General features: G+C 65.8%; 21 protein-coding genes and 5 tRNA genes. 15 read left to right on the top strand and 11 right to left on the bottom strand.

Features of this window, described 5'->3' with window-relative positions:
* Positions 1 to 29: 29 nt before the first annotated feature.
* The gene (locus I6L39_RS16005; protein WP_042075699.1) at positions 30 to 617 is read right to left on the bottom strand and encodes an FMN-dependent NADH-azoreductase; all 588 of its coding nucleotides are present in this window, start codon (positions 615 to 617) and stop codon (positions 30 to 32) included.
* A 227-nt stretch (positions 618 to 844) separates the two neighbouring features.
* Between I6L39_RS16005 and I6L39_RS16000 the strand changes: the two genes are divergently transcribed.
* The 4 genes from I6L39_RS16000 (at position 845) to I6L39_RS15985 (ending at position 4111) form a co-directional block, all read left to right on the top strand.
* Positions 845 to 1735 carry a DMT family transporter gene (locus I6L39_RS16000; protein ID WP_216990204.1) on the top strand — a complete coding sequence of 297 codons (891 nt, stop codon included), beginning with the start codon at positions 845 to 847 and terminating at the stop codon, positions 1733 to 1735.
* A gap of 73 nt (positions 1736 to 1808) precedes the next feature.
* Complete coding sequence (gene purT, locus I6L39_RS15995) at positions 1809 to 2981, top strand: formate-dependent phosphoribosylglycinamide formyltransferase (RefSeq protein WP_216990203.1); 1173 nt, start codon at positions 1809 to 1811, stop codon at positions 2979 to 2981.
* A gap of 127 nt (positions 2982 to 3108) precedes the next feature.
* A complete protein-coding gene (gene hxpB / locus I6L39_RS15990; RefSeq protein WP_216990202.1) occupies positions 3109 to 3768 on the top strand; it encodes a hexitol phosphatase HxpB in 660 nt (219 codons plus the stop codon).
* A gap of 139 nt (positions 3769 to 3907) precedes the next feature.
* Positions 3908 to 4111 carry a CPXCG motif-containing cysteine-rich protein gene (locus I6L39_RS15985; protein ID WP_005301298.1) on the top strand — a complete coding sequence of 68 codons (204 nt, stop codon included), beginning with the start codon at positions 3908 to 3910 and terminating at the stop codon, positions 4109 to 4111.
* A gap of 89 nt (positions 4112 to 4200) precedes the next feature.
* On the opposite strand, the gene I6L39_RS15980 is transcribed toward I6L39_RS15985, so the two are convergent.
* Positions 4201 to 4818: a riboflavin synthase subunit alpha gene (locus I6L39_RS15980; protein ID WP_216990201.1), complete on the bottom strand. Its 618-nt coding sequence runs from the start codon at positions 4816 to 4818 to the stop codon at positions 4201 to 4203.
* A 135-nt stretch (positions 4819 to 4953) separates the two neighbouring features.
* Between I6L39_RS15980 and I6L39_RS15975 the strand changes: the two genes are divergently transcribed.
* The 7 genes from I6L39_RS15975 (at position 4954) to I6L39_RS15945 (ending at position 7448) form a co-directional block, all read left to right on the top strand.
* Positions 4954 to 5160: a YaeP family protein gene (locus tag I6L39_RS15975; protein ID WP_010674629.1), complete on the top strand. Its 207-nt coding sequence runs from the start codon at positions 4954 to 4956 to the stop codon at positions 5158 to 5160.
* Positions 5161 to 5311: 151 nt separating this feature from the next.
* The gene (locus I6L39_RS15970) at positions 5312 to 6691 is read left to right on the top strand and encodes an MATE family efflux transporter (RefSeq protein ID WP_216990200.1); all 1380 of its coding nucleotides are present in this window, start codon (positions 5312 to 5314) and stop codon (positions 6689 to 6691) included.
* A gap of 195 nt (positions 6692 to 6886) precedes the next feature.
* Positions 6887 to 6963, top strand: a tRNA-Val gene (locus I6L39_RS15965).
* Positions 6964 to 6974: 11 nt separating this feature from the next.
* Positions 6975 to 7051 (top strand) — tRNA-Val (locus I6L39_RS15960).
* Between the two features lie 17 nt (positions 7052 to 7068).
* Positions 7069 to 7145, top strand: a tRNA-Val gene (locus I6L39_RS15955).
* A 110-nt stretch (positions 7146 to 7255) separates the two neighbouring features.
* Positions 7256 to 7332 (top strand) — tRNA-Val (locus I6L39_RS15950).
* Between the two features lie 39 nt (positions 7333 to 7371).
* Positions 7372 to 7448, top strand: a tRNA-Val gene (locus tag I6L39_RS15945).
* A gap of 133 nt (positions 7449 to 7581) precedes the next feature.
* Here the strand turns inward: I6L39_RS15945 and I6L39_RS15940 are convergent.
* The gene (locus I6L39_RS15940) at positions 7582 to 9984 is read right to left on the bottom strand and encodes a DNA polymerase II (RefSeq protein ID WP_216990199.1); all 2403 of its coding nucleotides are present in this window, start codon (positions 9982 to 9984) and stop codon (positions 7582 to 7584) included.
* Positions 9985 to 10116: 132 nt separating this feature from the next.
* Here I6L39_RS15940 and I6L39_RS15935 point away from each other — a divergent pair, with 132 nt between their 5' ends.
* Together I6L39_RS15935 and I6L39_RS15930 are read left to right on the top strand one after the other, a co-directional pair.
* Positions 10117 to 10770 (top strand): DUF3106 domain-containing protein, encoded by a 654-nt coding sequence (locus I6L39_RS15935; protein ID WP_216990198.1) that lies wholly within the window; start codon positions 10117 to 10119, stop codon positions 10768 to 10770.
* Positions 10771 to 10817: 47 nt separating this feature from the next.
* A complete protein-coding gene (locus I6L39_RS15930) occupies positions 10818 to 11696 on the top strand; it encodes a pirin family protein (protein ID WP_216990197.1) in 879 nt (292 codons plus the stop codon).
* 71 nt (positions 11697 to 11767) lie between these two features.
* On the opposite strand, the gene I6L39_RS15925 is transcribed toward I6L39_RS15930, so the two are convergent.
* The 4 genes from I6L39_RS15925 to I6L39_RS15910 all read right to left on the bottom strand — a co-directional run bounded on the left by I6L39_RS15925 (position 11768) and on the right by I6L39_RS15910 (position 16068).
* Positions 11768 to 12628, bottom strand: a complete 861-nt coding sequence (locus I6L39_RS15925; protein ID WP_216990196.1) for a PA4780 family RIO1-like protein kinase — start codon at positions 12626 to 12628, stop codon at positions 11768 to 11770.
* 135 nt (positions 12629 to 12763) lie between these two features.
* Positions 12764 to 13759, bottom strand: a complete 996-nt coding sequence (locus I6L39_RS15920) for a lauroyl-Kdo(2)-lipid IV(A) myristoyltransferase (RefSeq protein ID WP_216991819.1) — start codon at positions 13757 to 13759, stop codon at positions 12764 to 12766.
* A 141-nt stretch (positions 13760 to 13900) separates the two neighbouring features.
* Positions 13901 to 14890 carry a lipid A biosynthesis (KDO)2-(lauroyl)-lipid IVA acyltransferase gene (locus I6L39_RS15915; RefSeq protein ID WP_216990195.1) on the bottom strand — a complete coding sequence of 330 codons (990 nt, stop codon included), beginning with the start codon at positions 14888 to 14890 and terminating at the stop codon, positions 13901 to 13903.
* 197 nt (positions 14891 to 15087) lie between these two features.
* Positions 15088 to 16068: a TDT family transporter gene (locus tag I6L39_RS15910; protein WP_042075721.1), complete on the bottom strand. Its 981-nt coding sequence runs from the start codon at positions 16066 to 16068 to the stop codon at positions 15088 to 15090.
* 104 nt (positions 16069 to 16172) lie between these two features.
* On the opposite strand from I6L39_RS15910, the gene I6L39_RS15905 reads away from it, so the two are divergent.
* Complete coding sequence (locus I6L39_RS15905) at positions 16173 to 17057, top strand: LysR substrate-binding domain-containing protein (protein ID WP_209792143.1); 885 nt, start codon at positions 16173 to 16175, stop codon at positions 17055 to 17057.
* A 73-nt stretch (positions 17058 to 17130) separates the two neighbouring features.
* Here the strand turns inward: I6L39_RS15905 and I6L39_RS15900 are convergent, their stop codons facing one another.
* The 3 genes from I6L39_RS15900 to I6L39_RS15890 form a co-directional block, all read right to left on the bottom strand.
* Entirely contained in the window at positions 17131 to 18114 is a 984-nt protein-coding gene (locus I6L39_RS15900; RefSeq protein WP_216990194.1) for a Gfo/Idh/MocA family protein, read from the bottom strand.
* 46 nt (positions 18115 to 18160) lie between these two features.
* A complete protein-coding gene (nfo, locus tag I6L39_RS15895) occupies positions 18161 to 19018 on the bottom strand; it encodes a deoxyribonuclease IV (protein WP_209792139.1) in 858 nt (285 codons plus the stop codon).
* 180 nt (positions 19019 to 19198) lie between these two features.
* Positions 19199 to 21235 carry a glycoside hydrolase family 3 protein gene (locus I6L39_RS15890; RefSeq protein ID WP_216990193.1) on the bottom strand — a complete coding sequence of 679 codons (2037 nt, stop codon included), beginning with the start codon at positions 21233 to 21235 and terminating at the stop codon, positions 19199 to 19201.
* Positions 21236 to 21466: 231 nt separating this feature from the next.
* Here I6L39_RS15890 and I6L39_RS15885 point away from each other — a divergent pair, with 231 nt between their 5' ends.
* Positions 21467 to 22477 carry an AraC family transcriptional regulator gene (locus I6L39_RS15885; RefSeq protein ID WP_216990192.1) on the top strand — a complete coding sequence of 337 codons (1011 nt, stop codon included), beginning with the start codon at positions 21467 to 21469 and terminating at the stop codon, positions 22475 to 22477.
* Here the strand turns inward: I6L39_RS15885 and I6L39_RS15880 are convergent.
* The gene (locus I6L39_RS15880) at positions 22457 to 23404 is read right to left on the bottom strand and encodes a LysR family transcriptional regulator (protein ID WP_216990191.1); all 948 of its coding nucleotides are present in this window, start codon (positions 23402 to 23404) and stop codon (positions 22457 to 22459) included. The genes I6L39_RS15885 and I6L39_RS15880 overlap by 21 nt on opposite strands.
* Between the last annotated feature and the right edge of the window lie 104 nt (positions 23405 to 23508).

The following is a 23508-nucleotide window of genomic DNA, read 5'->3' as shown; positions in this document are numbered from 1 at the left end:
TCACATCCTTGGGGTGACCCCGAGGGACATCAGTAGGCCAGGGTTTCCAGCTGCTCCTTGGCCTGCTCGATCCCCTTGGCTTGCGCCTCCGGCCCCATGCCCATGCCCTCGGCATAGATGAAGTCCACGTCCTTGATGCCGATGAAGCCCAGCACGGTGCGCATGTAGGGGGTCACCAGGTCGGTGGCGTTGCCCACGTGCATGCCGCCACGGGGGCTGACCACCAGAGCGCGGGTGTTCTCCACCAGGCCCACCGGGCCGGTCTCGGTGTAGCGGAAGGTCACGCCGGCACGGGCCACCAGATCGATCCAGTTCTTCAGCTGGGTCGGGATGTTGAAGTTGTACATGGGGGCCGCGATGATCACCAGGTCGCTCGCCTTGAGCTCGGCGACCAGCTCGTCGGACTGGGCCAGCACCGCTTGCTGACGCTCGTTCAGGTTCTCGCCGCCACGCAGGCCCATGGCCAGCTCGCCGTCCAGCACCGGCAGGTTCAGGGTCGCCAGATCGCGCACCTTGATGGTGTCACCCTGGCGATCGGCCAGGTAGCCGTCGATCAGCGCGTTGGATTGGGAATATTGGCCCAGGATGCTGGACTTGAGTACGAGGATATTGGCCATGGTGAAACTCCATTTGATTGTCAATTGAACAGCCAGGCTGTCGATGGAGGTCACTATAAAGATTGAGATTCAAGCCTGATAGCGAAAATAGATGCTCAATTTATTCAAAAAATTTGATGCTTCGACTCCCTCAGGCCAGCAGAGGTACTCAGCGAACTCCCTGCCCTTGGCAGAACAAACGATTGCCGTTATGATCCGCCGCACTTTTTGTAAGTGACCCGGATCCCATGACCTCCTCCCGCAGGCACTCCCCCTTTGCCGGCGCCATCTGGATGATGGTGGCAGGCCTCTGCTTCGCCGCCGTCAACAGCCTGAGCCAGTATGTCAGCTTCCAGCTCGGCCTCCCCTCGACCCAGGTCGCCTTCCATCAGTACCTGATCGCCCTGGTCTGCCTGCTGCCCTGGCTCATCCGTCACGGCCTGCGTCAGTCCCTGATGACGAACCAGCTGCGGCTGCACCTGCTGCGGGTCGCCCTGGCCGTGGTCGGCATCCAGTTCTGGCTCTGGGCGCTGGCGGTGCCCGTCCCCATCTGGCAGGGAATCGCGCTGCTGATGACCTCGCCCCTGTTTGCCACGCTCGGCTCCGCCCTGCTGCTCAAGGAGCAGGTGAGCCGGGCCCGGATCCTGGCGACCCTGGCCGGCTTCGCTGGCGCCATGCTGATCCTGGCCCCCTGGACCGACGACTTCAGCTGGGCCTCGCTGCTGCCGGTGGCGGCCGCCCTCTTCTGGGCCGGTTACTCCCTGCTGGTGCGTTATCAGGCGGCTAGCGAGTCGTCCCACACCATAGTCGTCTACCTGCTTATCTTCAGTACCCCGTTCAACGCCATGCTGGCGCTCCCCGACTGGCAGTGGCCAAGCGAAACCCAGTGGTTGCTGGTGGCCGCCTCCGGCGTGCTGTCGGCCCTGGCCCAGATGTCCATCGCCCGCGCCTACAGCGTGGCCGAGGCCTCCTTCGTGCAACCCTTCGACTTTGCCAAGCTGCCCATGAACGTGCTGGCCGGCTGGCTGGTGTTTGGTTGGGCGCCCCCCGGCCGATTGTGGCTGGGGGCCGCCATCATCATCGGGGCCATCACGCTGCTGACCCATCTGGAGCAGCGCGCCCACAGATCCGTTTCCTGAGGCACGCCATGCGTGCCTCTTTTTTTGCTCACCCGGGTCAGCCCCTCTGACCCTCGACCTCAGGAGAGATCACATGTTTGGAACCGCCACCCGCCCCGGCGCCACCCGTGCCCTGCTGCTCGGCTCAGGCGAACTCGGCAAGGAAGTCGCCATCGAGCTGCAGCGCCTCGGCATCGAGGTGATCGCCGCCGACCGCTATCCCAACGCCCCCGCCATGCAGGTGGCGCACCAAGCCCGCGTGCTGGACATGCTCGATGGCGCGGCCCTGCGCGCCCTGGTGGCCGAGGTCAAGCCCGACCTCATCATCCCCGAGATTGAAGCCATCGCCACCGACACCCTGGCCGCCCTGGAGCAGGAAGGGGTCAGGGTAGTGCCCAATGCCCGCGCCACCCAACTCACCATGAACCGGGAGGGGATCCGCCGCCTCGCCGCCGAGACCCTGGGGCTGCCCACCTCCAGCTACCGCTTCGCCCAGAGCAAGGAGGAGTTCGTCGCAGCCGTCGAGGCGATCGGCCTGCCCTGCGTGGTGAAACCGGTGATGAGCTCCTCCGGCAAGGGCCAGAGCCTGCTGCGCGATCTCGCCAAACTGGAGGCGGCCTGGACCTATGCCCAGGAGGGGGGCCGCGCCGGTCGCGGCAAGGTGATCGTCGAAGGCTTCGTCCCCTTCGAGTACGAGATCACCCTGCTCACGGTGCGCGCCGTGGACGGCATCCACTTCTGCGACCCCATAGGCCACCGTCAGGAAGACGGGGACTACCGCGAATCCTGGCAACCCCAGGCGATGAGCGAGCTGGCACTGGCTCGCGCCAAGGAGGTGGCGGCCAAGGTGGTCGAGGCCCTCGGCGGCTACGGTCTGTTCGGAGTGGAGTTGTTCGTCAAGGGGGACGAGGTGTGGTTCAGCGAGGTTTCCCCCCGCCCCCACGACACCGGCATGGTGACCCTGATCTCCCAGGATCTCTCCGAGTTCGCCCTGCACGTGCGCGCTATCCTGGGGCTGCCCATCGGCACCATCACCACGTTCGGGCCAAGCGCCTCCGCCGTGGTGCTGCGGGAGGGCCACAGCCAGGACATTCGCTATCAAGGGATTGGCGAGGCCCTGGTGCCAGGTGCCCAGTTGCGCCTGTTCGGCAAGCCCGAGATCGCCGGTCGTCGCCGACTCGGGGTGGCGCTGGCCCGTGGCCAGGATTGCACTGAGGCGGTCGAACAGGCCAAGACGGTCGCCGCCCGGGTCGAGGTGCTTTTCTGACCTCATTTTTTACCACGCAAAAACAAACGTTTGCCGGCATGATCCGGCGCAAGGGGCAGGCGACTGCCCCTTTTCCATCGGGGCATCTCGCTTATAATCCCCCCTTCACCTATGTCAGGAGTACAAGATGTTAGCTGCCGTGATCTTCGATATGGACGGTGTTCTGATCGACTCGGAACCCTTTTGGCAACGAGCCCAGATGGCCGTGTTTTCCGAGCTGGGCCATCCCCACACGGAAGAGGACTGCAACTCCACCATAGGGGTGCGCATCGATCAGCTGGTGGCCCACTGGTATCGTCTGCGCCCCTGGAGCGGGCCGAGCCAGGAAGAAGTCGTGCAACGCATCTTGGATCAGGTGATCACCCTCATCCTGCAGGAGGGTCAGGCCAAGGCTGGTGTGCTGGAAGCCCTCGACCTCATCGAGGCGCAAGGGCTGAAAGTAGGTCTGGCTACCTCCTCCCCCTTCGCCATGGTGGAGGCGGTGCTCGGCAAGCTCGGCATCCGGGATCGCTTCCTGGCGGTGCACTCCGCCGAGGTGGAGCGCTTTGGCAAGCCTCACCCGGATGTCTACATCCACGCCGCCGAGAAGCTGGGGGTGGAGCCCGTGCACTGTCTTGCCATCGAGGACAGCTTCACCGGCCTGCTCGCCGCCAAGGCCGCCTCCATGACGGCGCTGATCGTGCCGGACCCTGCCCTGGTCGGCGACCCCCGTCTGGCCATCGCCAACCATCGGCTCGCCTGCCTGAGCGAGCTGGATGCCGAGATGCTGGCTCGCTGGATCAAGTAATCCCGCAGGGGCGTTTGCAGTGCCCTCCACCGGCGCCCCTTGATCCCGGTCATAAACGTGCGCTTGCTCGCGGTTGCGCCGCCTCTTGGCGACTAGAATCAGGGTAACAGAGGCGGCCCGTTGGCCCCGGGAGGTCATCATGATCGAGTACACCAGCAAGCGCATCGTCTGCCCCCACTGTGGTCATCACACCCGGGTCGAGCTGGATGCCAGCCAGGGGGATCAGGAGTTCTACGAGGATTGCATGGCCTGCTGCAATCCCATCCACCTGCGGCTGCACCGGGACGAGGCCCGCGACTGCCTGCAACTGTTCGTGGATGCGGACGACGAGCAGATGTTCTGACTGCCAGTGAACCCACCCACCAGATCGCCAAGGGCCTGCATGATGCAGGCCCTTTTCTATGGCAACTCCCTGAGGGCGCGTTGGTCAGCTTACCCCGGCTGACGGGCCGCCAGTACCCGCTCCACCGTGTCGACGATGGCCTGGGTCTGGGGGTCAATCTCGATGTTGGTCTGCCAGCCGGCTTTGACCCAACCCAGGTTGGTGCGAGCCAGCGTCTCGGGAATGAGATTGACGCAGAACTCGCTGCCGCGCACTTCCCCCACGGTGAGGCTGATGCCGTCGATGCCGATGTAGCCCTTGGTCAGCACGTATTTCATCAGTTCGGGGGCGAGGCGATACCACACCTGGCGGTTGTTCGGGGTGTCGATGACCGAGGTCACCTGTGCCGTGCCCATGATGTGGCCGGACATGGCATGACCGCCGATCTCGTCCCCAAAGCGGGCGGCCCGCTCCACGTTGACCTTGTCCCCCACCGCCAGTTGCCCGAGGTTGGTGAGGCGCAGGGTCTCCTGCATCAGATCGAAGCTGACCAGATCCCCCTCCACCCGGGTGACCGTCAGGCAGCAGCCGTTGTGGGCCACGGAGGCGCCGAGCGCCAGCCCCTCGCCCCAGGCCGGGCTCGGCATGCGGATCACGTGGGTGCGAAAGTTGGGCAGCGCCTCGATGGCCACCAGTTCGGCGGTCCCCTGTACTATGCCGGTAAACATGTGTCTCTCCACGCTGTGACAAAATTGTCGGCAGGTTACCCCCGCCCCCCCTGCAAGACAAGCATGCCGGCTGACAAGGAGAAGCGCGATCGCTATAGTGACCCCATTCAATCCAGGCTTAACGAGGAAACAAAAATGCAGGTATATCAGTGCTGTGAAGCCATTCGCATCGCCTACAACCAGATTGGCTCCGGCGAGCAGGGCTATGTGCCCCAGGCCATCGCCGCCAGCATACGGGCGCTCAACGCCGTCGCGTCCGACGAGCGGGTGCCGGCGGATCTGCGCGAGCAGGCGGCCTATGCCGCGGCCAACCTGCTGATCAGCGATCACGAGGACGCCTGATCCCGGGCACAAGTCGACCGCCGACCTTCCCCGTTGGCGGATTTTCAGGCTAGAATGACACCCCCGCATTTTGTCTCCTCAGGACGAGGAGGCAAAAGCCCATCTCTCTTACCCGCTCTTTCTCTATTATCTGATCCACTCGGAGGTGTCAGTGCAACGTTATTGGTCCGAGGCGAAGCAGCTCCTTCGTCTAGCCAGCCCCATACTGGTGGCCCAGGTGGCCCAGATCGCCATGAACTTCGTCGATACCGTGATGGCGGGACAGGTGAGCGCCGTGGATCTCGCCGCCGTGTCGGTGGCCTCCAGCTTCTGGCTGCCGGTCATCCTGCTGGTGCAGGGCATCATCATGGCGCTCACCCCCATCGTCTCCCAGCTCAACGGCGCCCGCAAACAAGACGAGGTGCGCCCCGCCGTGCACCAGGGCTTCTGGCTGGCGCTGATGGTGACCCCCATCGCCATGGTGGCGCTCTACTTCAGCCCCCTGGCGCTGCAGTTTATGGACGTGGATCCCGTCATGGCGGAGAAGACCGCCGGCTACCTGCACGCCATCCTGTGGGGGCTACCCGCCTTCGTGCTGTTCCAGGTGCTGCGCAACTTCAGCGAGGGGCTCTCCCACACCATGCCGACCATGGTGATCGGCTTCGTGGGGCTCGCGGTCAATATCCCGGCGAACTACATCTTCATCCACGGCCACTTCGGCATGCCCAAGCTCGGCGGGGTCGGCTGTGGCGTGGCCACCGCCATCGTGCTCTGGGCCATGCTGCTGGCGATGATCCTCTATGTGAAGTTCTCCTCCCACTTCCAGAAGATCAACCTCTTCGCCCAGCTGGCACGCCCCAACGGCAGCCGGATCTGGCGCCTGTTCCGCCTGGGGTTTCCCATCGCCATGGCTATCTTCTGCGAGGTGACCCTGTTTACCGTGGTGGCCCTGATGCTGGCCCCGTTCGGTGCCGAAACGGTGGCGAGCCACCAGATAGCGCTGAACTTTTCCAGCCTGGTGTTTATGCTGCCGCTGTCCATCGGTGTCGGCGTGACCATCCGGGTCGGTCACAACATAGGGGAAGGGCAACCGGATCAGGCCAGGGTCGCCGCCCGCACCGGCCTGATGCTGGGCATGGGGGTCGCCGCCGCGACCGCCGCCCTCACCGTGCTGCTGCGCGAGCCCATCGCCGGGATCTACACCGATGATCTCCAGGTGATAGGCCTGGCCGCCATCCTGCTGTTCTTCGCCGCCATCTACCAGATCTCCGACTCGGTGCAGGTGGTAGCGGCGGCGGCCCTTCGCGGCTACAAGGACACCCAGGCCATCTTCTACGTCACCATCGTCGCCTACTGGGGCATGGGGCTCCCCACCGGCATGATCCTGGGACTGACCGACTGGGTGGTGCCGCGCATGGGGCCCCAGGGCTTCTGGGTCGGCTTCATCGTCGGCCTCACCTCTGCCGCCCTGATGCTGGGGGCGCGGCTGCGCGTCATCTATGGCCGCTTCGCCAGCCCCGCGGCCTGCACCGCCCTCTCCCGGGCGCAGTAGGGCGCTGCCAAGAGCACAGGGAGCCGCGCGTTTTTTGGCGGCTCGCCTGTAAAATCAACAGGCTGCGCAAGAACTGGGCAAACAGTCTCCTTTGTGCATGTCCCTTGTTGACAGCCTTGGGGGCCATGGGTAGTATGCCGACCACGCCAGCAGTGCTGGCGGGATAAAACGGCCTTTCGGTCCGGTTTATGAAGTGGGTTTATAGCTCAGTTGGTTAGAGCACTACCTTGACATGGTAGGGGTCGTTGGTTCGAATCCAATTAAACCCACCACTTTTCGTGATGCGTCCTTAGCTCAGCTGGTTAGAGCACCACCTTGACATGGTGGGGGTCGGTGGTTCGAATCCACTAGGACGCACCATCACGAAACCCTGTTATGCGTCCTTAGCTCAGCTGGTTAGAGCATCACCTTGACATGGTGGGGGTCGGTGGTTCGAATCCACTAGGACGCACCATAACAGTTTGAATTGATTGCAGATATGGATTTATAGCTCAGTTGGTTAGAACAGTACTTTGACATGGCGTAGGCGATGTCGTTGGTTCGAAACCGGTTGAACGCAGATGTGGGTTTATAGCTCAGTTGGTTAGAGCACTACCTTGACATGGTAGGGGTCGTTGGTTCGAATCCAATTAAACCCACCACTCCCCTGCAATGACACACAAAGTCGCCTTGCGCACCCTGCGTCCTTAGCTCAGCTGGTTAGAGCATCACCTTGACATGGTGGGGGTCGGTGGTTCGAATCCACTAGGACGCACCAGATTGAAAAAGCCCGCTCCTAGAGCGGGCTTTTTGCATCTCCCCTTTCCTACTTCTCGCGGCATCCGCACGGCTGAACCCGCCATACGCCCAACCATGTCTGGCAGGCCAACCGCTCCCCCAATCAACTCTACTCAGAAGAGATCGAGCTGCTGGCCGCAGATCCGCTCGAACGATTCGCCGATAAAGGGCAGGATGGCGTCGGCGATGGGCCTCAGCTGCTTGTCGATATAGTGTTCGTAGTCGATGGCGCTGCGCCTGTATTCCAGCGGCTCTGGCCCGTTCAAGGTCACCAGGTAGGCGATGGTGCCCCTGTGCTGGTAGCGCTGGGGCTGACCGCGGCGCAGGTTCTCCTCGTCGGCCAGACGCGCCGCCCGCACATGGGGCGGCACGTTCTTCTGGTACTCCTCGAGCTTCTGGCGCAGCCGCTTGTGATAGACCAGCAGATCGTCGTGCAAGCCGGCCCGGGTCTCGTCCACCATGGTGCGCACATAGCCGCTGGGATCCTGGTCGTGGAAGACCAGCTCATAGAGCCGGGTCTGGAAGGCCTTGGCAAGGGGCGTCCAGTCGGTGCGCACCGTCTCCAGCCCCTTGAACACCAGGTGCTCAGCTTCCCCTTCACCCACCAGCCCCGCATAGCGCTTCTTGCTCCCCTTCTCCAGCCCGCGGATGGTGGGCATCAGGAAGCGGCGGTAGTGGGTCTCGTACTGGATCTCCAGATGGCTCGGCAAGTCGAACTCCCCCCTGATCCGCGCCGCCCAGTTGTCGTTGATCAGCTTCGCCAGCCGCTGGCCGATCTCGTCCGCCTGCTCGGGGCTGGCATCCCGCCCCAGGTGCACGAAGGTGGAGTCGGTGTCGCCATAGATCACCTCGAACCCCTCCCCCTCTATCCACTCCCGGGTCTGCTGCATGATGCCGTGACCCCGCAGGGTGATGGAGGAGGCAAGCCTCGGGTCGTAGAAGCGGCAGCCCCCCGAGCCCAGCACCCCGTAGAAGGAGTTCATGATGATCTTGATGGCCTGGGAGAGCGCCTTGTTGCCGGCCGCCTTGGCCCGATCCCGCGCCGCCCACAGGGTGGCGATAAGATCCGGCAGGAAGTGCCGCTCGCGGGAGAACAGGGCGCCGCGAAAGCCAGGAATGGCGTGCGCGGGGTGTTGCAACCCCTCCACCAGCCCCATGGGATCGATGCAGAAGGTGCGGATGATGCTGGGATAGAGGCTCTTGAAGTCGAGCACCAGCACGTGGCGATAGAGGCCGGGTTTGGAGTCCATCACATAGCCGCCGGGACTCGCCAGCCCGCCGTCGGCCGGCAGATTGGGCGCCACGTAGCCGCCGCGATGCAGCCGTGGCAGATAGAGGTTGGTAAAGGCCGCCACCGAGCCCCCCACCCTGTCGAGCTCCAACCCGGTGAGGGAGGCCCGCTCGATGGCGAAGGGGATGAGGTGGCAGAAATCGAAGATCTCCCACACCAGCTTGCAGTCTTCCAGGTTGTAGCGGGCCAGCGCCTCCTTGTCGGAGTGAAACAGCTCGGTGATCTTCTCCCCCCGGTTCGCCACGTCCTCGATGTCCTTGCCCCGACCGAGCAGCTCGCTTGCCACCGCATCCAGGCTGTAGCTCGGGAACTGCCAGGTGGCGCTTTTGAGGGTATCGATGCCGTCCAGCACCATGCGCCCGGGGATGATGACGCTGCCGCTCTGGGGGTCGTTTCGGGACGAGCGCCAGAAGCAGAGCTCCCTCCCGCGCCCGAGCCGCAGCCGCCGCTTGCCGAGCTCGGCGCGGCGCAGCAGCAGGCGAAAGTCGAAGTTGACCACGTTCCAGCCGATGACGAGATCGGGATCATGCAGCTGGAACCAGCGCTCCAGGGCGCCGAACAGGGCGCTCTCGTCCGCCACCCACTCGACCCGGGTGCCCCAGCTGTCGGCATCCGCCTCCGGGGTGCCAATCATGATGACCCGCGCATCCTCACGGCTATAGAGCCCCACCGAGAAGAGGGCCCCGTCCATGGCGCACTCCACGTCGAGGGACACCCAGGAGAGGGTCGGCGTCACGGCCTGGGGCGCGCAGCGCGCCTCGTTCACCTCCCAGTAGCCCTGACTGCCCCCCCTGCGCCTCGCCTTGCCATCGAAGCGCACCCCGGCGGTGATGAAGCGCTCCATCAAAAAGCGCTCCGGCAGCCGGATATCCGCCTCGAAGTGCTCCAGGCCGCGGATGAGCAGCAGCTCGATGGCGCGGTGGAAGGCGCTCAGGGTTGCGAAGTAGCAGCCCACCACCCGACTGCCCTCGAAGGTGTGCATGGGCAGGCGGCGAAACCGCCCCCGCACCCCGGCGCCCTTGAAGAGCTCGGCCGCCTCCTCCAGGTGGCGCTCCGGCAGGAAGAAGACTGGCTCCTGTCCCGGCACCACCAGCCGCACCGGCCCCTGGGCGCTCCAGAGCCACATCACTATCTCGGTACGCCCCTGCACATCCCGGCCGTGACGGGTCAGGATGAAACCGTCGAGCGGCGGGGTGGCGGGCGGAGCGGGCTGGATCTCGGTCATGCAGGCTATGGGGTTCAAGGCTGGGATGAGACTATTGTACGTTCATACAGTAGCGACCCGCAATCCTGACTGCCCGGGCCGATGATATGCCGTATAATCCGCTCAAGATCAGCCTCTCTCCCAGGAGTCTCCATGCGCGTCATTCTGCTTGCCCCCCTGTTTGCCCTGAGCCTCGCCGGCTGCAGCTCCTCGTCGGACGGCGGAGCAGGGGCCGGCCCTGGTGGCCCTTACGGCGGTGTCTATGGCGCCTCTTACTGGTGGTATGACGACTATTACGGCTATTGGAACGACTATTATCCCTGGTGCTGTGACAACCAGGGGGAGTTCGACGAGCTGATCAAGAAGTGGTGGAATGGGCTCGATCCGGCGCGCCAGCAGGAGATCAAGGAGAAGTATCAGGATTGGCAGGAGGACCATGGCCAGCCAGACCTGGTCACCCTGCGGGGGGATCTGGCGACCCGCTGGCATGCCATGACGCCGGAACAACGACAGGCGCTGCGCGACAACCGGCAGAACAGACCCAGCATCAGCAACCCGGACAAGTCCCCGCGCTCGCCGCTGGACGACAGAGGCGGCACTCTTCCCAGGGCCGAGAATGGCCTGCTAGCCCCCTCGACTCTGCCCAAGGCCGACAACGGCTTGCTGACGCCTTCCGCTCAGCCCAGGGGGGATGCCAGACCGCACCTCCCCCGCACCCTGGCCACGCCGGTACGCCCCACCGTCAGACCGGCGATAAGACCCGGCTTCACCCCCATGCGTAGCGTCGGGGGAGGTCGCCGCCGCTAGGGCCGCTGGCCTCGCCCCATTCCCTCTTCCCGCACAAGGAGCACGACATGACACATGAGTGGCAACGCATCGCCTCCCGCCTCACCGACGTAGGCGGCATCCCCGTGGCCCGGGCCCTCCCGGTCAAGGAGCGGCGCACCATAGGACCCTGGTGCTTCCTCGATCACATAGGGCCGACCCGCTTCGCCCCCGGCGCCCCCGGGCTGGACGTGGGGCCCCACCCCCACATCGCCCTGCAGACCTTCACCTGGATGCTGGAGGGGGAGATACTGCACCGGGACAGCCTGGGCAGCGAGCAGGTGATCCGCCCGGGCCAGGTCAATCTGATGACCGCCGGGCACGGCATCGCCCACACCGAGGAGTCCCTCCCGAACCAGCCCGATCTGCACGCGGCCCAGCTCTGGATAGCCCTGCCCGAGGTGGATCAGCACACCCCGCCCCGCTTCGATCACTACCCCAGGCTCCCCCGCTGGCAACAGGGGGAGATCACACTCACCCTGCTCATCGGCGAGCACGACGGGCAGCGCGCCCCCACCCTGCACTTCTCCCCCATCCTGGGGCTGGATCTGCACGCCCCCGCAGGGGGGCAGATCACCCTCTCCCTGGATCCCGCCTTCGAGCACGGCCTCTTCCCCCTGCAGGGGGAGACAGTCGTCGCCAACGATCCCCTCGCCCCCGAGCAGCTGCTCTATCTGCCGCCGGGAAACCGCACCCTGGAGCTGACCCTGAGGCCCGGCGCCCGTCTGCTGCTCATCGGTGGCGAGCCCCTGGCCCAGCCGCTGCAGATCTGGTGGAACTTCGTGAGCTTCGACAGGCAGGCCATTCGCACCGCCGCCGCCGACTGGGAGCGGGGCGATCCCCGCTTTGGCGAGGTGCGGGGCTATGCCGGCCCCCGCCTCAAGGCGCCGCCCCTGGCCGGGCTCTGACAGGCCGCACGAACGACACAGACAAAAAGAGCGCCTGATGGCGCTCTTTTTGACGACGTGACGACAGGGGCTCAGAACCCCTCCTCCTGCTCCGCCTGCTGTCTGGCGCGGCGGGCCATGGCCTCCACCTGGGCGCTCTCGATCTCGTGCAGCACCCCGTCCAGATCGATGGCCTCCCGGCTCTCCTCGAACAGGCCGGTGAGCTCGGTCTCGGGGCCCAGCTTGCCATCTTCGAACAGGGCCCACATCTCTCTGGCGTAGCGGGTCTTCAGCAGCTCGGGGGCATACATGCCGTAGTAGTTGCGCATGTTGTTGACGTCCCGCTCCAGCATGGCCTTCGCCTGGTTGTTGGCGGCGGCGTCCACCACCTGGGGCAGATCGATGATGACGGGGCCCTGCTCGTCCACCAGTACGTTGAACTCCGAGAGATCCCCGTGGATGAGGCCGGCGCAGAGCATGCGCACCACGTAGCGGATCACCTTGCCATGGTCGATGAGCGCCTGCTCCCGGGAGAGCGCCACGTCGTTGAGGCGGGGGGCCACGTTGCCGTCGGCATCGGTGACCAGCTCCATCAGGAGCACACCGTCCAGGCACACATAGGGTCTGGGCACCCGCACGCCGGCGGCAGCCAGCTTGAACAGGGCGTCCACCTCGGTGTTCTGCCACACCTCCTCGTGCTGCTGGCGGCCGTACTTGGAGCCCTTCTCCATGGCGCGGGCGTTGCGGCTGTTGCGTACCCGGCGCCCCTCCTGGTAGACCACCGCCTGCTTGAAGCTGCGCTTGGAGGCCTCCTTGTAGACTTTGGCGCAGCGCACCTCGTCGCCGCAGCGCACCACGTAGACGTCGGCCTCTTTGCCGCTCATCAGCCGGCTGATGACCTCGTCCACCAGGCCGTCATCAACCAGGGGCTGGATTCGATTTGGAATTTTCATGACCGCCCTTTCACCCTATTCATGCCTTAGTTGCCTCTGTGTGTCCCCTGACCGCCATGGTCATCACCGAAACCGGAGCATGCGGTGCCTGCGTCATCAGGTCAATAAAAACGGCCCTCAGGCGGGCCGTGTCGCTCAAGGTTCCGGGGGCAGACCCTGGCGGATGCGCCGGATCCCCTCCTCGTAGAGGCCCTCCTCTCCCTGGTTCTCTTCCTGGGTCTCGAAGATCTTGAGAAACCACATGTACTGCTCGGGGAAGCGGGCGAGCTGCTGCTCCACGGTGCGGTTCATGGCGTTGACATCCGCCAGCAGATCCGCGGTGGGATAAGGGTCGAACGGCGGCTCTATCTCCAGCCGGTAGCAGCCCTCGTCCTCGTCATAACAGGCCAGGATGGGCACCGCCCTGGCGCCGGTGAGTTTCACCAGCTTGGGCAGGGCCGGCAGGGTCGCCTTGGGATGCCCGAAGAAGGGCACGAACACGCTCGCCTCGCGGCCGTGATCCTGATCCGGCAGGTAGAAGAAGCTGTCGCCAGCGCGCAGGGCCTTGATGGCGGGCTTGATGCCGACGCTGCGCTCATAGACCCGGCCTCCCTTGCTGCGCTCACGGTTGATGTACCAGTCGAACACCAGATCCTTGGGGCTCTTCATCATGGTGCACAGGGGCACCCCCTCGTTGGTGATGAAGCGGCCTATGGTGTCCACCGCCCAGGTGTGGGGCACCACGAAGATCATGGGGCGACCGGCGGCCCGCTCCGCGGCCACGTGCTCCCAGCCCCGCACCTTGATGCGCTCCTTGAGGAAGGCCTGGCTTCGCCAGGTCAGCTCCCCAAAGCCCATGAAGGTCTTGAGACCGACCCGGATGGATTTCAGCAGCAGGGCCTTACGGCCCGCCTCATCGAGCTCGGGAAAACAGATCCTGAGGTTGGTATCGGCGATGTAGGCCTGCTTCCTGGAGAGCCGCAGCAGCGTGGGCGCCAGGACGTCGGCCAGTTTGTCCCGGGCTCTGGCCGGGATCCAGGCCAGCAGGGAGAGCAGGGCAATCGCCAGCCAGCTGCCCCACAGGCGGGGGTGCAGCAGGCGAAGATGAAAGGAGGTGTCAAACACCGGATCTTGTGCGGACATGGTCGCCATCGAATCATCAAAACAGACCGTCATTTTAGTGATCCTGACAGTTTTTTCTACCCTGCCCTGCGCCGGGGTCTGACGCCAAGTCACTGATCAGACTAGTTAGAAACTAAAAGTGGTCCGCTTGGGACCACCTTTGACCTGCACTCAGGGATGGGGCGACAACCCCCGGCGAATGCGCCGGATCCCCTCTTCGTAGAGGCCATCCGGACCCACCTGATCCTCACGGGTGTCGAAGATCTTGAGGAACCACATGTACTGGCCCGGGTGGCGGCGAAGCTGGCGTTCCACGCTGTCGTTCATGCGGCAGGTGTCCGCCAGCAGATCCTCCCCGGGATAGTCGGCGTAGGGGGCCTCGATCTCCAGCCGGTAGCCGTGCGCCTGCTCGTCATAGCAGGCCAGCACCGGCAGCGCCCTGGCACCGGTCAGCTTCACCAGCCGTGGCAGGGCCGGCAGGGTCGCCTTGGGGTGGCTGAAGAAGGGGGCAAACAGGCTCGCCTCGCGGCCGTGATCCTGATCCGGCAGGTAGAAGAAGCTCAGGCCGGATTTCACCGCCTTGATCACCGGCTTGATGCCGGCGCTGCGCTCATAGACGCGGCAGCCGTGCCGGGTCCGCGCCCGGTTGATGTGCCAGTCGAACACGGGGTTGCGGGCGCTCTTCATCATGGTGCACATGGGCAGGCCCCGCTGGGCGAAGTAGTAGCCCGCCGCGTCGATGGGCCAGCTGTGGGGCACCACCAGGATCACCGGCCGGCCGGCGGCCTGCTCGGCCTCGATATGTTCCCAGCCGCTGACCCGGATCCGCCCCATCACGTGGGCAGGGCTGCGCCAGGTGAACTCGCCAAACCCCAGCAGGCTCTTGAGGCCCACCCGGATGGAAGTCATCAGAATGGCGTCGCGCTCGGCCTCGCTCTTGCCCTTGAAGCAGATGGCGAGGTTGGTACGGGCGATGTAGACCTGCTTCTTCGAGATCCTGAGCACCAACGGCGCCAGGGCCTCGGCCAGCCGGTCCCGCCAGCGCGGCGGCACGAAGGCGAGCACGCCGATGGCGCCGAGGGCGAGCCAGCTCAACCAGTAGCGGGGATGGAGCAGGCGGGTCTGGAATCTGGCGTCAAAAACGGGGTCGTGAGAAGACATGGAAATAGGGCAAAGGGTGACGGTGGGATAATGGCACGCATCCTGACAGGTATTACCAGTTAACGCCAACTGAATGTCGCCTGTATGAGCAACTATTTAAGCCGGATCACGGATTGACAAGGAGATCATTTGCCTCATCTGGCGACGCCCATGCAAACGGACCCCGCAGGGCGGGGTCCGTTGCTCGCTACACCCTCTCAGCGATGCAGGGGGGCACCCAGCGCGCCGCCCTGGCCCAGGGGCAGGAAGTACATCAGGTAGCGCAGCGCCACGTACCCCACCACCAGGGTCGCCACCCCCAGCTCCAGATAGGCCAGCTGATGGAGCTGCTCGGCATAGCGGGCCGCTTGCGGCCACTGCGACAGCAGGTGACTCACCTTGAACAGGGCGGTGGCGCCGATCACCAGGGGGAAGGTGAAGGCGGCATAACCGGGCGAGAATGGCAGGCGCAGCAGCTTGATGAAGGCCAGGTAGATGATGCCGGTCATCAGCACGGCGATCCCGAGCAGCACGGCCACCAGCAGCAGCGACGGATCCGGGCTCACGGTCAGGTAACCGGCCAGCGACAGGCTGGCGGGAGCCGCCAGGATGGCGATGGTCGGCTTGGCGGCGTCCGGCACCTCGTGGCTGAAGATGAGGCGATAGATCATCAGCGGCAGCATCAGGGCGTAGCAGCCCATGCCGAACCAGAGCAGGCCGTTGGCCAGGGTGGCGAAGGGGCCGCCCGGGTAGGCGACGTCGGCGACGATGATCCCCACCGGCGGCACGAACCAGCTCGGCACCATGTGGTGGATTTCAAACTCCCTGGCCCTGTGCCAGACGAAAGTGGCGAGAAACACCAGGTGGATGACCACCGCAAACAGCCAGAGTCCCTGTCCCAGGGTCGGGGCCAGCAGGCCGACCGCCTTGGAGACCACCATGGTGCCCATGGCGTAGGTGGGCACCACGCTGCCCACCACGGGGTGGGCGAGATCCTGCCACAGCAGGCGCGGGTGGAGCAGGAACTTGAAGGTGAGGACGAGCAGCAGCACGGCGGCGATGGCGGCCCCCAGCAATTGCAGGCGGCCATCGAACCGACCGGCATTTTCCCAGGCCCAGCCGAGGCTGGCGATCCCGAGCGCCAGCCCGGCCATGGGGGTCGGGGCCTGGCCCAGGGAACGGCGGGTGCGTGCGATCATGGCGTATACCCTCTTGATTGGTGACGATGGGCATAGGATAAAGGGGGGCTATCGTTTACGATATCTAAATGATTTGAACCAAGCGTTTAGGAAAATCAAACGACATGAAGCTCACCCTGCAACAACTCAAGGTGTTCGCCACCATAGCCCGCCACGGCAACCTGGGGCTGGCGGCCGGCGAGCTCTGCCTCAGCAAGGGGGCCGTCTCCCAGGCGCTGCAGGAGCTGGAGCGCCAGCTCGGCACGCCGCTGTTCGACCGGGTGCACCCCAGGCTCCAGCTCAACAGCGAGGGGCGCCTGCTGCAACCGGCCGCCGATGAGATGCTGACCAGGATGCAGGAGATAGAACAGCTGTTCAGCCCGGATGCCGAGCCCAGCGGCCAGCTGCGCCTCGGTGCCAGCCAGACCATAGGCAACTACCTGCTGCCCGATCTGCTGGCGGGAGGAGCCAGGGATCAGGGCGCCGCCCCCAGGGTCACCATCGCCAACACCCATCTGCTGTGCCACGCCCTGGCCCACTTCGAGCTGGATCTGGCCCTCATCGAGGGGGAGAACCACCACCCTGAGCTGGTGAGCGAGCCCTGGCTGGAAGACGAGATGCTGATCATCGCCCCGCCCCACCACCCCCTGGCGGGCCAGCCGGAGCTGCCCCTTCGCCGGCTCGCCGGCGAGATCTGGGTGCTGCGCGAACCCCAGTCAGGGAGCCGCGAGCAGTTCGAGCAGCAGATCCAACCCCAGCTGCCGCACTGGCGTGCGGGGATCGAGCTCAACACCCTGGAGGCGGTGATGCTGGCGGTGGAGAAGGGGCTCGGCATCTCCTTCATCTCCCGCCTCGCCGTCGCCGATCGGCTGGCACAGGGGCGCCTGGTGGCCCTCACCCCGAGCCGCCGCTTCCCCCGCCGGCTCTCCCTCGCCTGGCACAAACAGAAGTTCCACTCCGCGGCACTGCGCCGTTTCCTGACCTTCTGCCGCGCCCAGACCCTGCCCTGAGCCCGGGCCGAGAAGGCAAGAGAGGGCGCCTGGGCGCCCTCTCTTTCGTTGGGATGACGGCCGCTTAACGGCCTCAGCCTGCCCCCTTGAGCCCCCCTTCGACCCAGCCCAGCACGCGGCGCGTCAGGGCGTGGGGCAGCCAGGGGGAGTCCAGCAGGCGGTGGCGCAGGCAGTCGGCGAAGTGATCCGCCTCGTGCTGCATGCCGCCCCCCTCCACCGGCAGGTAGATGTCCGCCGGCCAGGCGACCGGCGCCCCACCCCCCTGCCAGCGAATATGCTGGGGGTTCCACCACTTGCCCTCGATGACGAGGGACCAGTCCTCCCCCTCCAGCCAGGCATCCCGGTCGAGATCCTCGGTGATGGAGGCGCCGAGCTCGGCCGAGAAGGGGTAGTGGAAGGTGAAGCTGGCGGCCAGATCCACCTCCCCGCTGGCCCGCGCCAGGGTCACCTCGGGCACGCCGCAGGCCAGCCCAAGCCGATCGCAGAGGGCGGCATAGAGCCAGAGCGGATAGACCCCCACGTCCCAGGCGGCGCCACCATCCAGGGCGGGATCGAACAGCTTGCCGACCGGGGGCTGGGCCGAGCCGAACGCCGCCCTCAGACTGCGGGGCGCCGGCAGCAGCGGCAGGCGTTGCAGCAGGGCGCGCATGGCGGGGAAGCACATCACCTTCATGGCCTCGAGCAGCAGCAGGCCGCGCTCATGGGCGAGCGCCACCAGGGCGTCCCAATCCGCCACCCGGGTCACCGCCGGTTTTTCCACCAGCACGTGCTTGCCCGCCAGCAGCATCTGCCTGATCAGGGCGGCGTGCTCCGGGTGGATCACCGCCACATAGACGGCCTCCACCTCGGGGCTCTCGGCCAGGGCCTGATAGCTGCCATAGGCCAGTGGCAGCCCCAGCTCGCGGGCGAACGCGTCGGCCCGCCCCTGATCCCGGGCGGCGATCGCCACCACCCGCCCGCCCCTGGCGTGCTGGTTGACATCGCGGCAGAAACGCCGGGCGATGGCACCCGCCCCGGCAATCCCCCATCGCAGGGGCCCCTTTCCCTCTTCTTGCATCTCGTCTCCTCACTGACCTGTGGCAACGCGCATCCTGCCCCGAACCTCAGGCTGCTGCCGGACTGGTCTGCAGGCTGCGCAACCAGCGGATCTCTTCACCCCAGATCGACTCGTCTATGGTCTCGAGGATCAGCGGGATGCCGTCGAAACGCGCGTCATTCATGATGTGGTGGAACACCGCCTCCCCCAGGTTCCCCTCCCGCAGGCTGTGGTGGCGATCGACCCGACTACCGAAGGTACACTTGGCGCCGTTGATATGCATCCCTTTCAGGTACTCAAAGCCCACGATGCGCTCAAACTCGGCGAACACGGCGGCGCAGGACTCCGGGGTGCGCAGATCGTAGCCGGCGGCGAAGGCGTGGCAGGTATCGAAGCAGACGCCGACCCGGCTCTTGTCCTCCACCCCCTCGATCAGGGTGGCCAGGTGCTCGAACGACCAGCCGAGGTTGGTGCCCTGGCCTGCGGTATTCTCGATCACCGCCGTCACCCCCTGGCTGCGCTCCAGCGCCCAGTTGATGGACTCGCTCACGAGCTTGAGGCTCGCCGCCTCGGGGATCTGCTTCAAATGGCTGCCGGGGTGGAAGTTGAGGTAGCAGAGCCCGAGCTGCTCGCAGCGCTTCATCTCGTCCAGGAAGGCATCCCGGGACTTGGCGAGGCCGTCGGGATCCGGGTGGCCCAGGTTGATGAGGTAGCTGTCGTGGGGCAGGATCTGCTCCGGGCGAAAGCCTGCCTTGTCGCAGGCCGCCTTGAAGGCGCGGATGCTGGCATCCGACAGGGGCGCCGCCTGCCACTGGCGCTGGTTCTTGGTGAACAGGGCGAAGGCGTTGGCCCCGATAGCCTCTGCGCGGGCTATGGTGTTCTCCACCCCGCCGGCCGCACTGACGTGGGCTCCGATAAATTTCATCTCATCTCCTCTGCGCGTTGCCATGGGCCTCCCCGGGCGCTTCTGGCACGGGACAAGGCACATGGTGATGGGGCGCCATTATGCCCAAGCCAGCCCCTTGCGCCAAACCGGGATTGTCGATGGGGGCCATGGAAAAGGCGCCCGCAGGCGCCTTGGTGATCATGGATGTCGGGCTCGCTCTCAATAGGCCAGGCCGGCACCATAGGGGTAGAGCGGGTTCGCGGAGTCCTTCGCCACGTCCGGGTACTGGTTTTGCACCGCCTGCCAGCTGGAGGGCAGCTCGAAGGGCAGCTTGCCGCTGGCCTTCTGCTTGCCGCTGATGACGTCGAACAGGGACTGATCCAGAGCACCGAAGTTGGCCAGCAGCACCCGGGCCGCCGGCGCCACCTCGGTCAGGATGGCGGGCCTGTCCAGATAGACGGAGAGCACCAGGGGCACACCGGCCTGCTCGATGGCCTGGATGGCGGCAAAGTCGTCGGCCCCGTGGTAGATCCCCTCGTGGGCCGTCTCCTGCACCACCTGGTCATTGCTGGCAAAGCCGAGCTGGCCAAAGTGGATGCTGCCAAACGGGAAGCGGGGATCCTGCTCGCCCGGGGCGTTGACCCGCACGATGGCGAGCTCCGCCTGGGCCAGGTCCGTCACCACGGTATAACCGTTGGCCGCGGCCACCTCGGCATTGACGTTGTGCAGGTAGACCCGCTTGCCGTCCGCCTTGAGTGGCAGCAGGGCCCCCTCGTTCTTCAGCAGCACGTGGGACGCCGCCTGGGCAGCCTGGGCGGCCTGCTGGAACTCGGCCTTGCCCACCAGGGTCACCGCCGCCTCGGCATCCACATAGGGATTTTCGAACAGCCCCAGGGCGAACTTCTGCTCCAGGATGCGCTCGGCCGAGGTGGTGAGCGCCGCCTCGGTCACCAGACCGCTCTGCACCGCCGCCAGCAGGGGGGCGGGATCCTCCACGCCGCCGAACTGATCCACCCCGGCGGCGATGGCCTTGGCGTAACGCTCGGCCTTGGTGAGCTTCTCCACGCCCCAGGACATGCCAAAGGGCACTGTCCAGGGGCTGACGCCCGCCGTCACCTCATCCTGGGTCAGCCCCTGCTCGCAGCGGCTGTCGCAGTCGTTGACTATGCCCCAGTCGCTCAGCACCACGCCGTCGAACTTGAAGTGGCCCCGCAGCAAGTCGGTGAGGATCTGGCGGTTGAAGCCAAAACCCACCTCCTCGATGGCCTGGCCCTCATGGGTCAGCCCCTCGGGCAGGGCGTAATAGGGCATCACGGCCCCGACTTTGGCCTCGAAGGCCCCCTCGAACGGCACCAGGTGATAGGCAAACTGGCCACCGGGATAGACCTGCTCCTTACCCCAGGGGTTATGGGCGTCCAGCCCGTCCTTCTGGGGGCCGGCCCCGGCGAAGTGCTTGACCACGGTGACCACGCTCTCCTTGCCAATGCCGTCACTCCCCTGCTGGAAGCCCTGGATATAGGCCTTGACCAGGGACTTGGCGAGCTGGTTGTCTTCGCCGAAGGTGCCGTTGATGCGCCCCCAGCGCGGCTCGGTCGCGAGATCCGCCTGGGGCGAGAGGGCCTCGTGAATGCCGACGGCGCGGTACTCCTGACGGGCGATGTCGCCGAAGCGCTGCACCAGGGCGGCATCGCCGATGGCGGCCAGCCCCAGGGTCTCCGGCCACTGGGAGAAGGCCCCGGCGCCGACGCTGGTTGCGTTGGGATCATGGGTGAAGTGGTTGCGCGGATCCGTGCTCACCGTCATGGGGATGCCGAGCCCCACCCCCTCCAGCAGGGCCTGCAGCCGGTTGTTGTCTTCGGCGATGGCCGCCGGATCCCCCGCCATCCGGGTGATGAAGGTATTCACCCCATCGGTACGCAGCATCTTGTCCATGGCGGCGAGGTCGACCCGGCCGTCGGCATCCAGCACCAGGGTGCCGTGCATCATCAGGCCCGCCTTCTGGGCCAGGGTGAGCCGACCCGTCAGGTCCCGCGCCCGCTCGGCGGCGCCGAGGCGCCAGTCCTCGTAGGGGGTCAGGGTGCCATTGCCGTCCAGATCCTTGAACTGCAGGCCGTCCTGCTCGATCAGGGCGACGGTGCGATGGCCCAGGACGGGCTGTTCCGGTTTGGGGGTGGAGTCGTTGTCGTTGCACCCTGCCAGCAGCAGGGCCCCTATGGCGAGGGCGACACGGGTTCGGGAGAGCGAGTGGTGTTTCATTATTGTTATCTTCCTTGTGTGTGTAGGAGTGACCACTCTATGCAAATGCGGCCCCCCTCACTTGCCCGTCGGGTGCAGGAAGTTGCCGGTTGGGAGCAGGGGTGAAAAGTGTGAAAAGGGTTGCAGGGTTACCCTTGGTTACAAATCCGAAACATAAAAGCGGCGCTGGCTCACGGCAATCCAGCGCCGCTGACGGATGATGGAAGGCCACCGCCGACAAGGATTTTTGCCGTGAAAACCGTCTCCAACCGGATTGCCCTGCACTGCCTCACCCACTGGCAGAGACAGGGACGAGATCCGGCCCAGCTCCTGCAAGGTGCCGGGATTGCCAGAGAAGAGCTGCTGCTCCCCCAGGGGCGGATCGACGCCCAGCGCCACTTCCGGCTGCTGGCCCGGGCCGCCCCCCATATGAACTGCGACCACTGGGGGGCGCCCCCCACGCTCACCGGCCTGTTCGCCGACTTTCTGCCGCTCGCAAGCCTGTGCTGCAACGCCGCCACCCTGCGCCAGGCGCTGCACTTCTTCCTCTCCTTTCGCCCCCTCATCGGCGAGAGCGACCGGATAGTGCTGCGGGAGGAAGATGGTCAGGCGAGGCTGAGTTACCACTCGGAATCCGATCACCCGGACGTCATCGCCATGAGCAGCCTGGCGAATCTGGGCAATCTCTATGCCCTGCTCCAGTTCTATCACCCGGGGCAGGGCCAACTGGTGCTGCCCGCCCTCGTCAGGCCTGCGCTCTGGCGCGACCTGGCGACCTGGCTGGGCGCCCGCCTGCTGCGGGGCCAGGGGTTCGAGCTGCGCTTCCCCTCGGCCCTGCTCGATCTCGCCCACGGGGGCTGCAACCTCCCCCTGCAGCCCCTGCTGCTGGGGGAGATAAACCGGCAGATGGCCCTGCTGCGCCCGCGCACCCGCTACCGGGATCGCGTGCTCGATCTCATCCGTCAAACGCTCTGGCAGGAAGGCCTGGAGGAGCGAGCGCCTCTCGCTGTGGTCTGCGACAGCCTCGGGCTGACCCGCTGGACCCTCAACCGCCACCTGCGGGAGGAGGGCTGCCACTTCTCCGGGCTGCTGGATCAGGTGCGGCGGGAGGAGGCGTGCCGCCTGCTGCAGGATCCCGCCCTGCCGCTGCAGGCGGTGGGAGACAGGCTCGGCTTTGCCAACCAGAGCAGTTTCACCCGCTTCTTTCGCGCGGCCTTCGCCCTCTCCCCCCGGGAGTTTCGCTCAAGGCGCGGCCGCCTCTGACTCCCCGGCCAGGGAGCGGGCGAGCAGCTCGCCCAGCCAGCGGATGAAGAGCTGGACCCTGGGTGCCAGCTGGCGGCGGTGGGCATAGAGGGCGTGGATGGGGAGCGGCGGCGCCTGCCAGGCGGGCAGTATGCTCACCAGCTCGCCGCGCGCGAGCAGCCCCTCCACCCCCACCCTCGGCATCTGGATGATGCCGAGCCCCGCCAGCGCCGCCGCCAGATAGGTCTCGCTGTCGTTGACCGTCAGGGCTCCCGCCATGGGCAGCAGGGCCCGGCTGCCGTCCTCCCGCAGGTATTCGAAGCCGGGCTCGGGGCGCCCCTGGCCGGCGCAGCTCCCCGTGCCAACCCCGGGGCCATAGTGCACCAGCCGGTGGTGGGCCAGATCGGCGAGGTGCTGCGGTACCCCGTGGCGGGCCAGGTAGGCGGCGCTGGCGCAGTTGATCTGGCGGTAGTGGCCAAGGGGCCTTGCCACCAGGCTGGAGGGTTCCAGGCTGCCGACCCGCACCACGCAGTCAAACCCCTCGCGCACCAGGTCCACCCGCCTGTCCGTGCTGCTCAGCATCAGCTGCAAGGCGGGATGCCTGGCCAGAAAGTCCGGCAGCGCGGGGATCACCAGGTGGCGCGCCATCCGGCTCGGCATGTCGACCCGCAACTGGCCCGAGATCTGGCCCTCCGGGCGAAACAGGCCGTCAAACTCCTCCATGTCCGCCAGCAGCTCCCGGCAGCGGGCATAGCAGATCTGGCCGTCCGTGGTGAGTTGCACCCGCCTCGTGGTGCGCTGCAACAGCCGGGTGCCCATGCGCTCCTCCAGCCGGCGGATGGCGGCGGAGAGGGTCGCCTTGGGGATGCCGGACAGCTCGGCGCAGCGGCTGAAGCTCTCCAGTTCGGCGACCCGCACGAAGGCCCTCATCGCATCCAGGTGATCCATGGCCTGATTGTCTCTCTAAACGGAACAGTGATTTCATTATCACGCTATTTATCGAGTTTGAAACGAACAATACAGTGATCCGGTCGGCTCGCACCGAGCCCTCG

This window comes from Aeromonas sp. FDAARGOS 1409 (genome assembly GCF_019048705.1).
Taxonomy (GTDB): domain Bacteria; phylum Pseudomonadota; class Gammaproteobacteria; order Enterobacterales; family Aeromonadaceae; genus Aeromonas; species Aeromonas sanarellii.
This window is presented reverse-complemented; position numbering and strand designations above follow the sequence as displayed.

Bases quoted from the DNA above. Each gene is read 5' to 3' on its own strand.
- I6L39_RS15935 (WP_216990198.1), top strand. From the start codon at position 10,117: ATGCGCGTCATTCTGCTTGCCCCCCTGTTTGCCCTGAGCCTCGCCGGC.
- I6L39_RS15920 (WP_216991819.1), bottom strand. From the start codon at position 13,759: ATGGCGACCATGTCCGCACAAGATCCGGTGTTTGACACCTCCTTTCAT.
- I6L39_RS15880 (WP_216990191.1), bottom strand. From the start codon at position 23,404: ATGGATCACCTGGATGCGATGAGGGCCTTCGTGCGGGTCGCCGAACTG.
- nfo (WP_209792139.1), bottom strand. From the start codon at position 19,018: ATGAAATTTATCGGAGCCCACGTCAGTGCGGCCGGCGGGGTGGAGAAC.
- hxpB (WP_216990202.1), top strand. From the start codon at position 3,109: ATGTTAGCTGCCGTGATCTTCGATATGGACGGTGTTCTGATCGACTCG.
- I6L39_RS15930 (WP_216990197.1), top strand. From the start codon at position 10,818: ATGACACATGAGTGGCAACGCATCGCCTCCCGCCTCACCGACGTAGGC.
- I6L39_RS15985 (WP_005301298.1), top strand. From the start codon at position 3,908: ATGATCGAGTACACCAGCAAGCGCATCGTCTGCCCCCACTGTGGTCAT.
- I6L39_RS15905 (WP_209792143.1), top strand. From the start codon at position 16,173: ATGAAGCTCACCCTGCAACAACTCAAGGTGTTCGCCACCATAGCCCGC.
- I6L39_RS16005 (WP_042075699.1), bottom strand. From the start codon at position 617: ATGGCCAATATCCTCGTACTCAAGTCCAGCATCCTGGGCCAATATTCC.
- I6L39_RS15915 (WP_216990195.1), bottom strand. From the start codon at position 14,890: ATGTCTTCTCACGACCCCGTTTTTGACGCCAGATTCCAGACCCGCCTG.
- I6L39_RS15900 (WP_216990194.1), bottom strand. From the start codon at position 18,114: ATGCAAGAAGAGGGAAAGGGGCCCCTGCGATGGGGGATTGCCGGGGCG.
- I6L39_RS16000 (WP_216990204.1), top strand. From the start codon at position 845: ATGACCTCCTCCCGCAGGCACTCCCCCTTTGCCGGCGCCATCTGGATG.
- I6L39_RS15910 (WP_042075721.1), bottom strand. From the start codon at position 16,068: ATGATCGCACGCACCCGCCGTTCCCTGGGCCAGGCCCCGACCCCCATG.
- I6L39_RS15925 (WP_216990196.1), bottom strand. From the start codon at position 12,628: ATGAAAATTCCAAATCGAATCCAGCCCCTGGTTGATGACGGCCTGGTG.
- purT (WP_216990203.1), top strand. From the start codon at position 1,809: ATGTTTGGAACCGCCACCCGCCCCGGCGCCACCCGTGCCCTGCTGCTC.
- I6L39_RS15980 (WP_216990201.1), bottom strand. From the start codon at position 4,818: ATGTTTACCGGCATAGTACAGGGGACCGCCGAACTGGTGGCCATCGAG.
- I6L39_RS15975 (WP_010674629.1), top strand. From the start codon at position 4,954: ATGCAGGTATATCAGTGCTGTGAAGCCATTCGCATCGCCTACAACCAG.
- I6L39_RS15940 (WP_216990199.1), bottom strand. From the start codon at position 9,984: ATGACCGAGATCCAGCCCGCTCCGCCCGCCACCCCGCCGCTCGACGGT.
- I6L39_RS15890 (WP_216990193.1), bottom strand. From the start codon at position 21,235: ATGAAACACCACTCGCTCTCCCGAACCCGTGTCGCCCTCGCCATAGGG.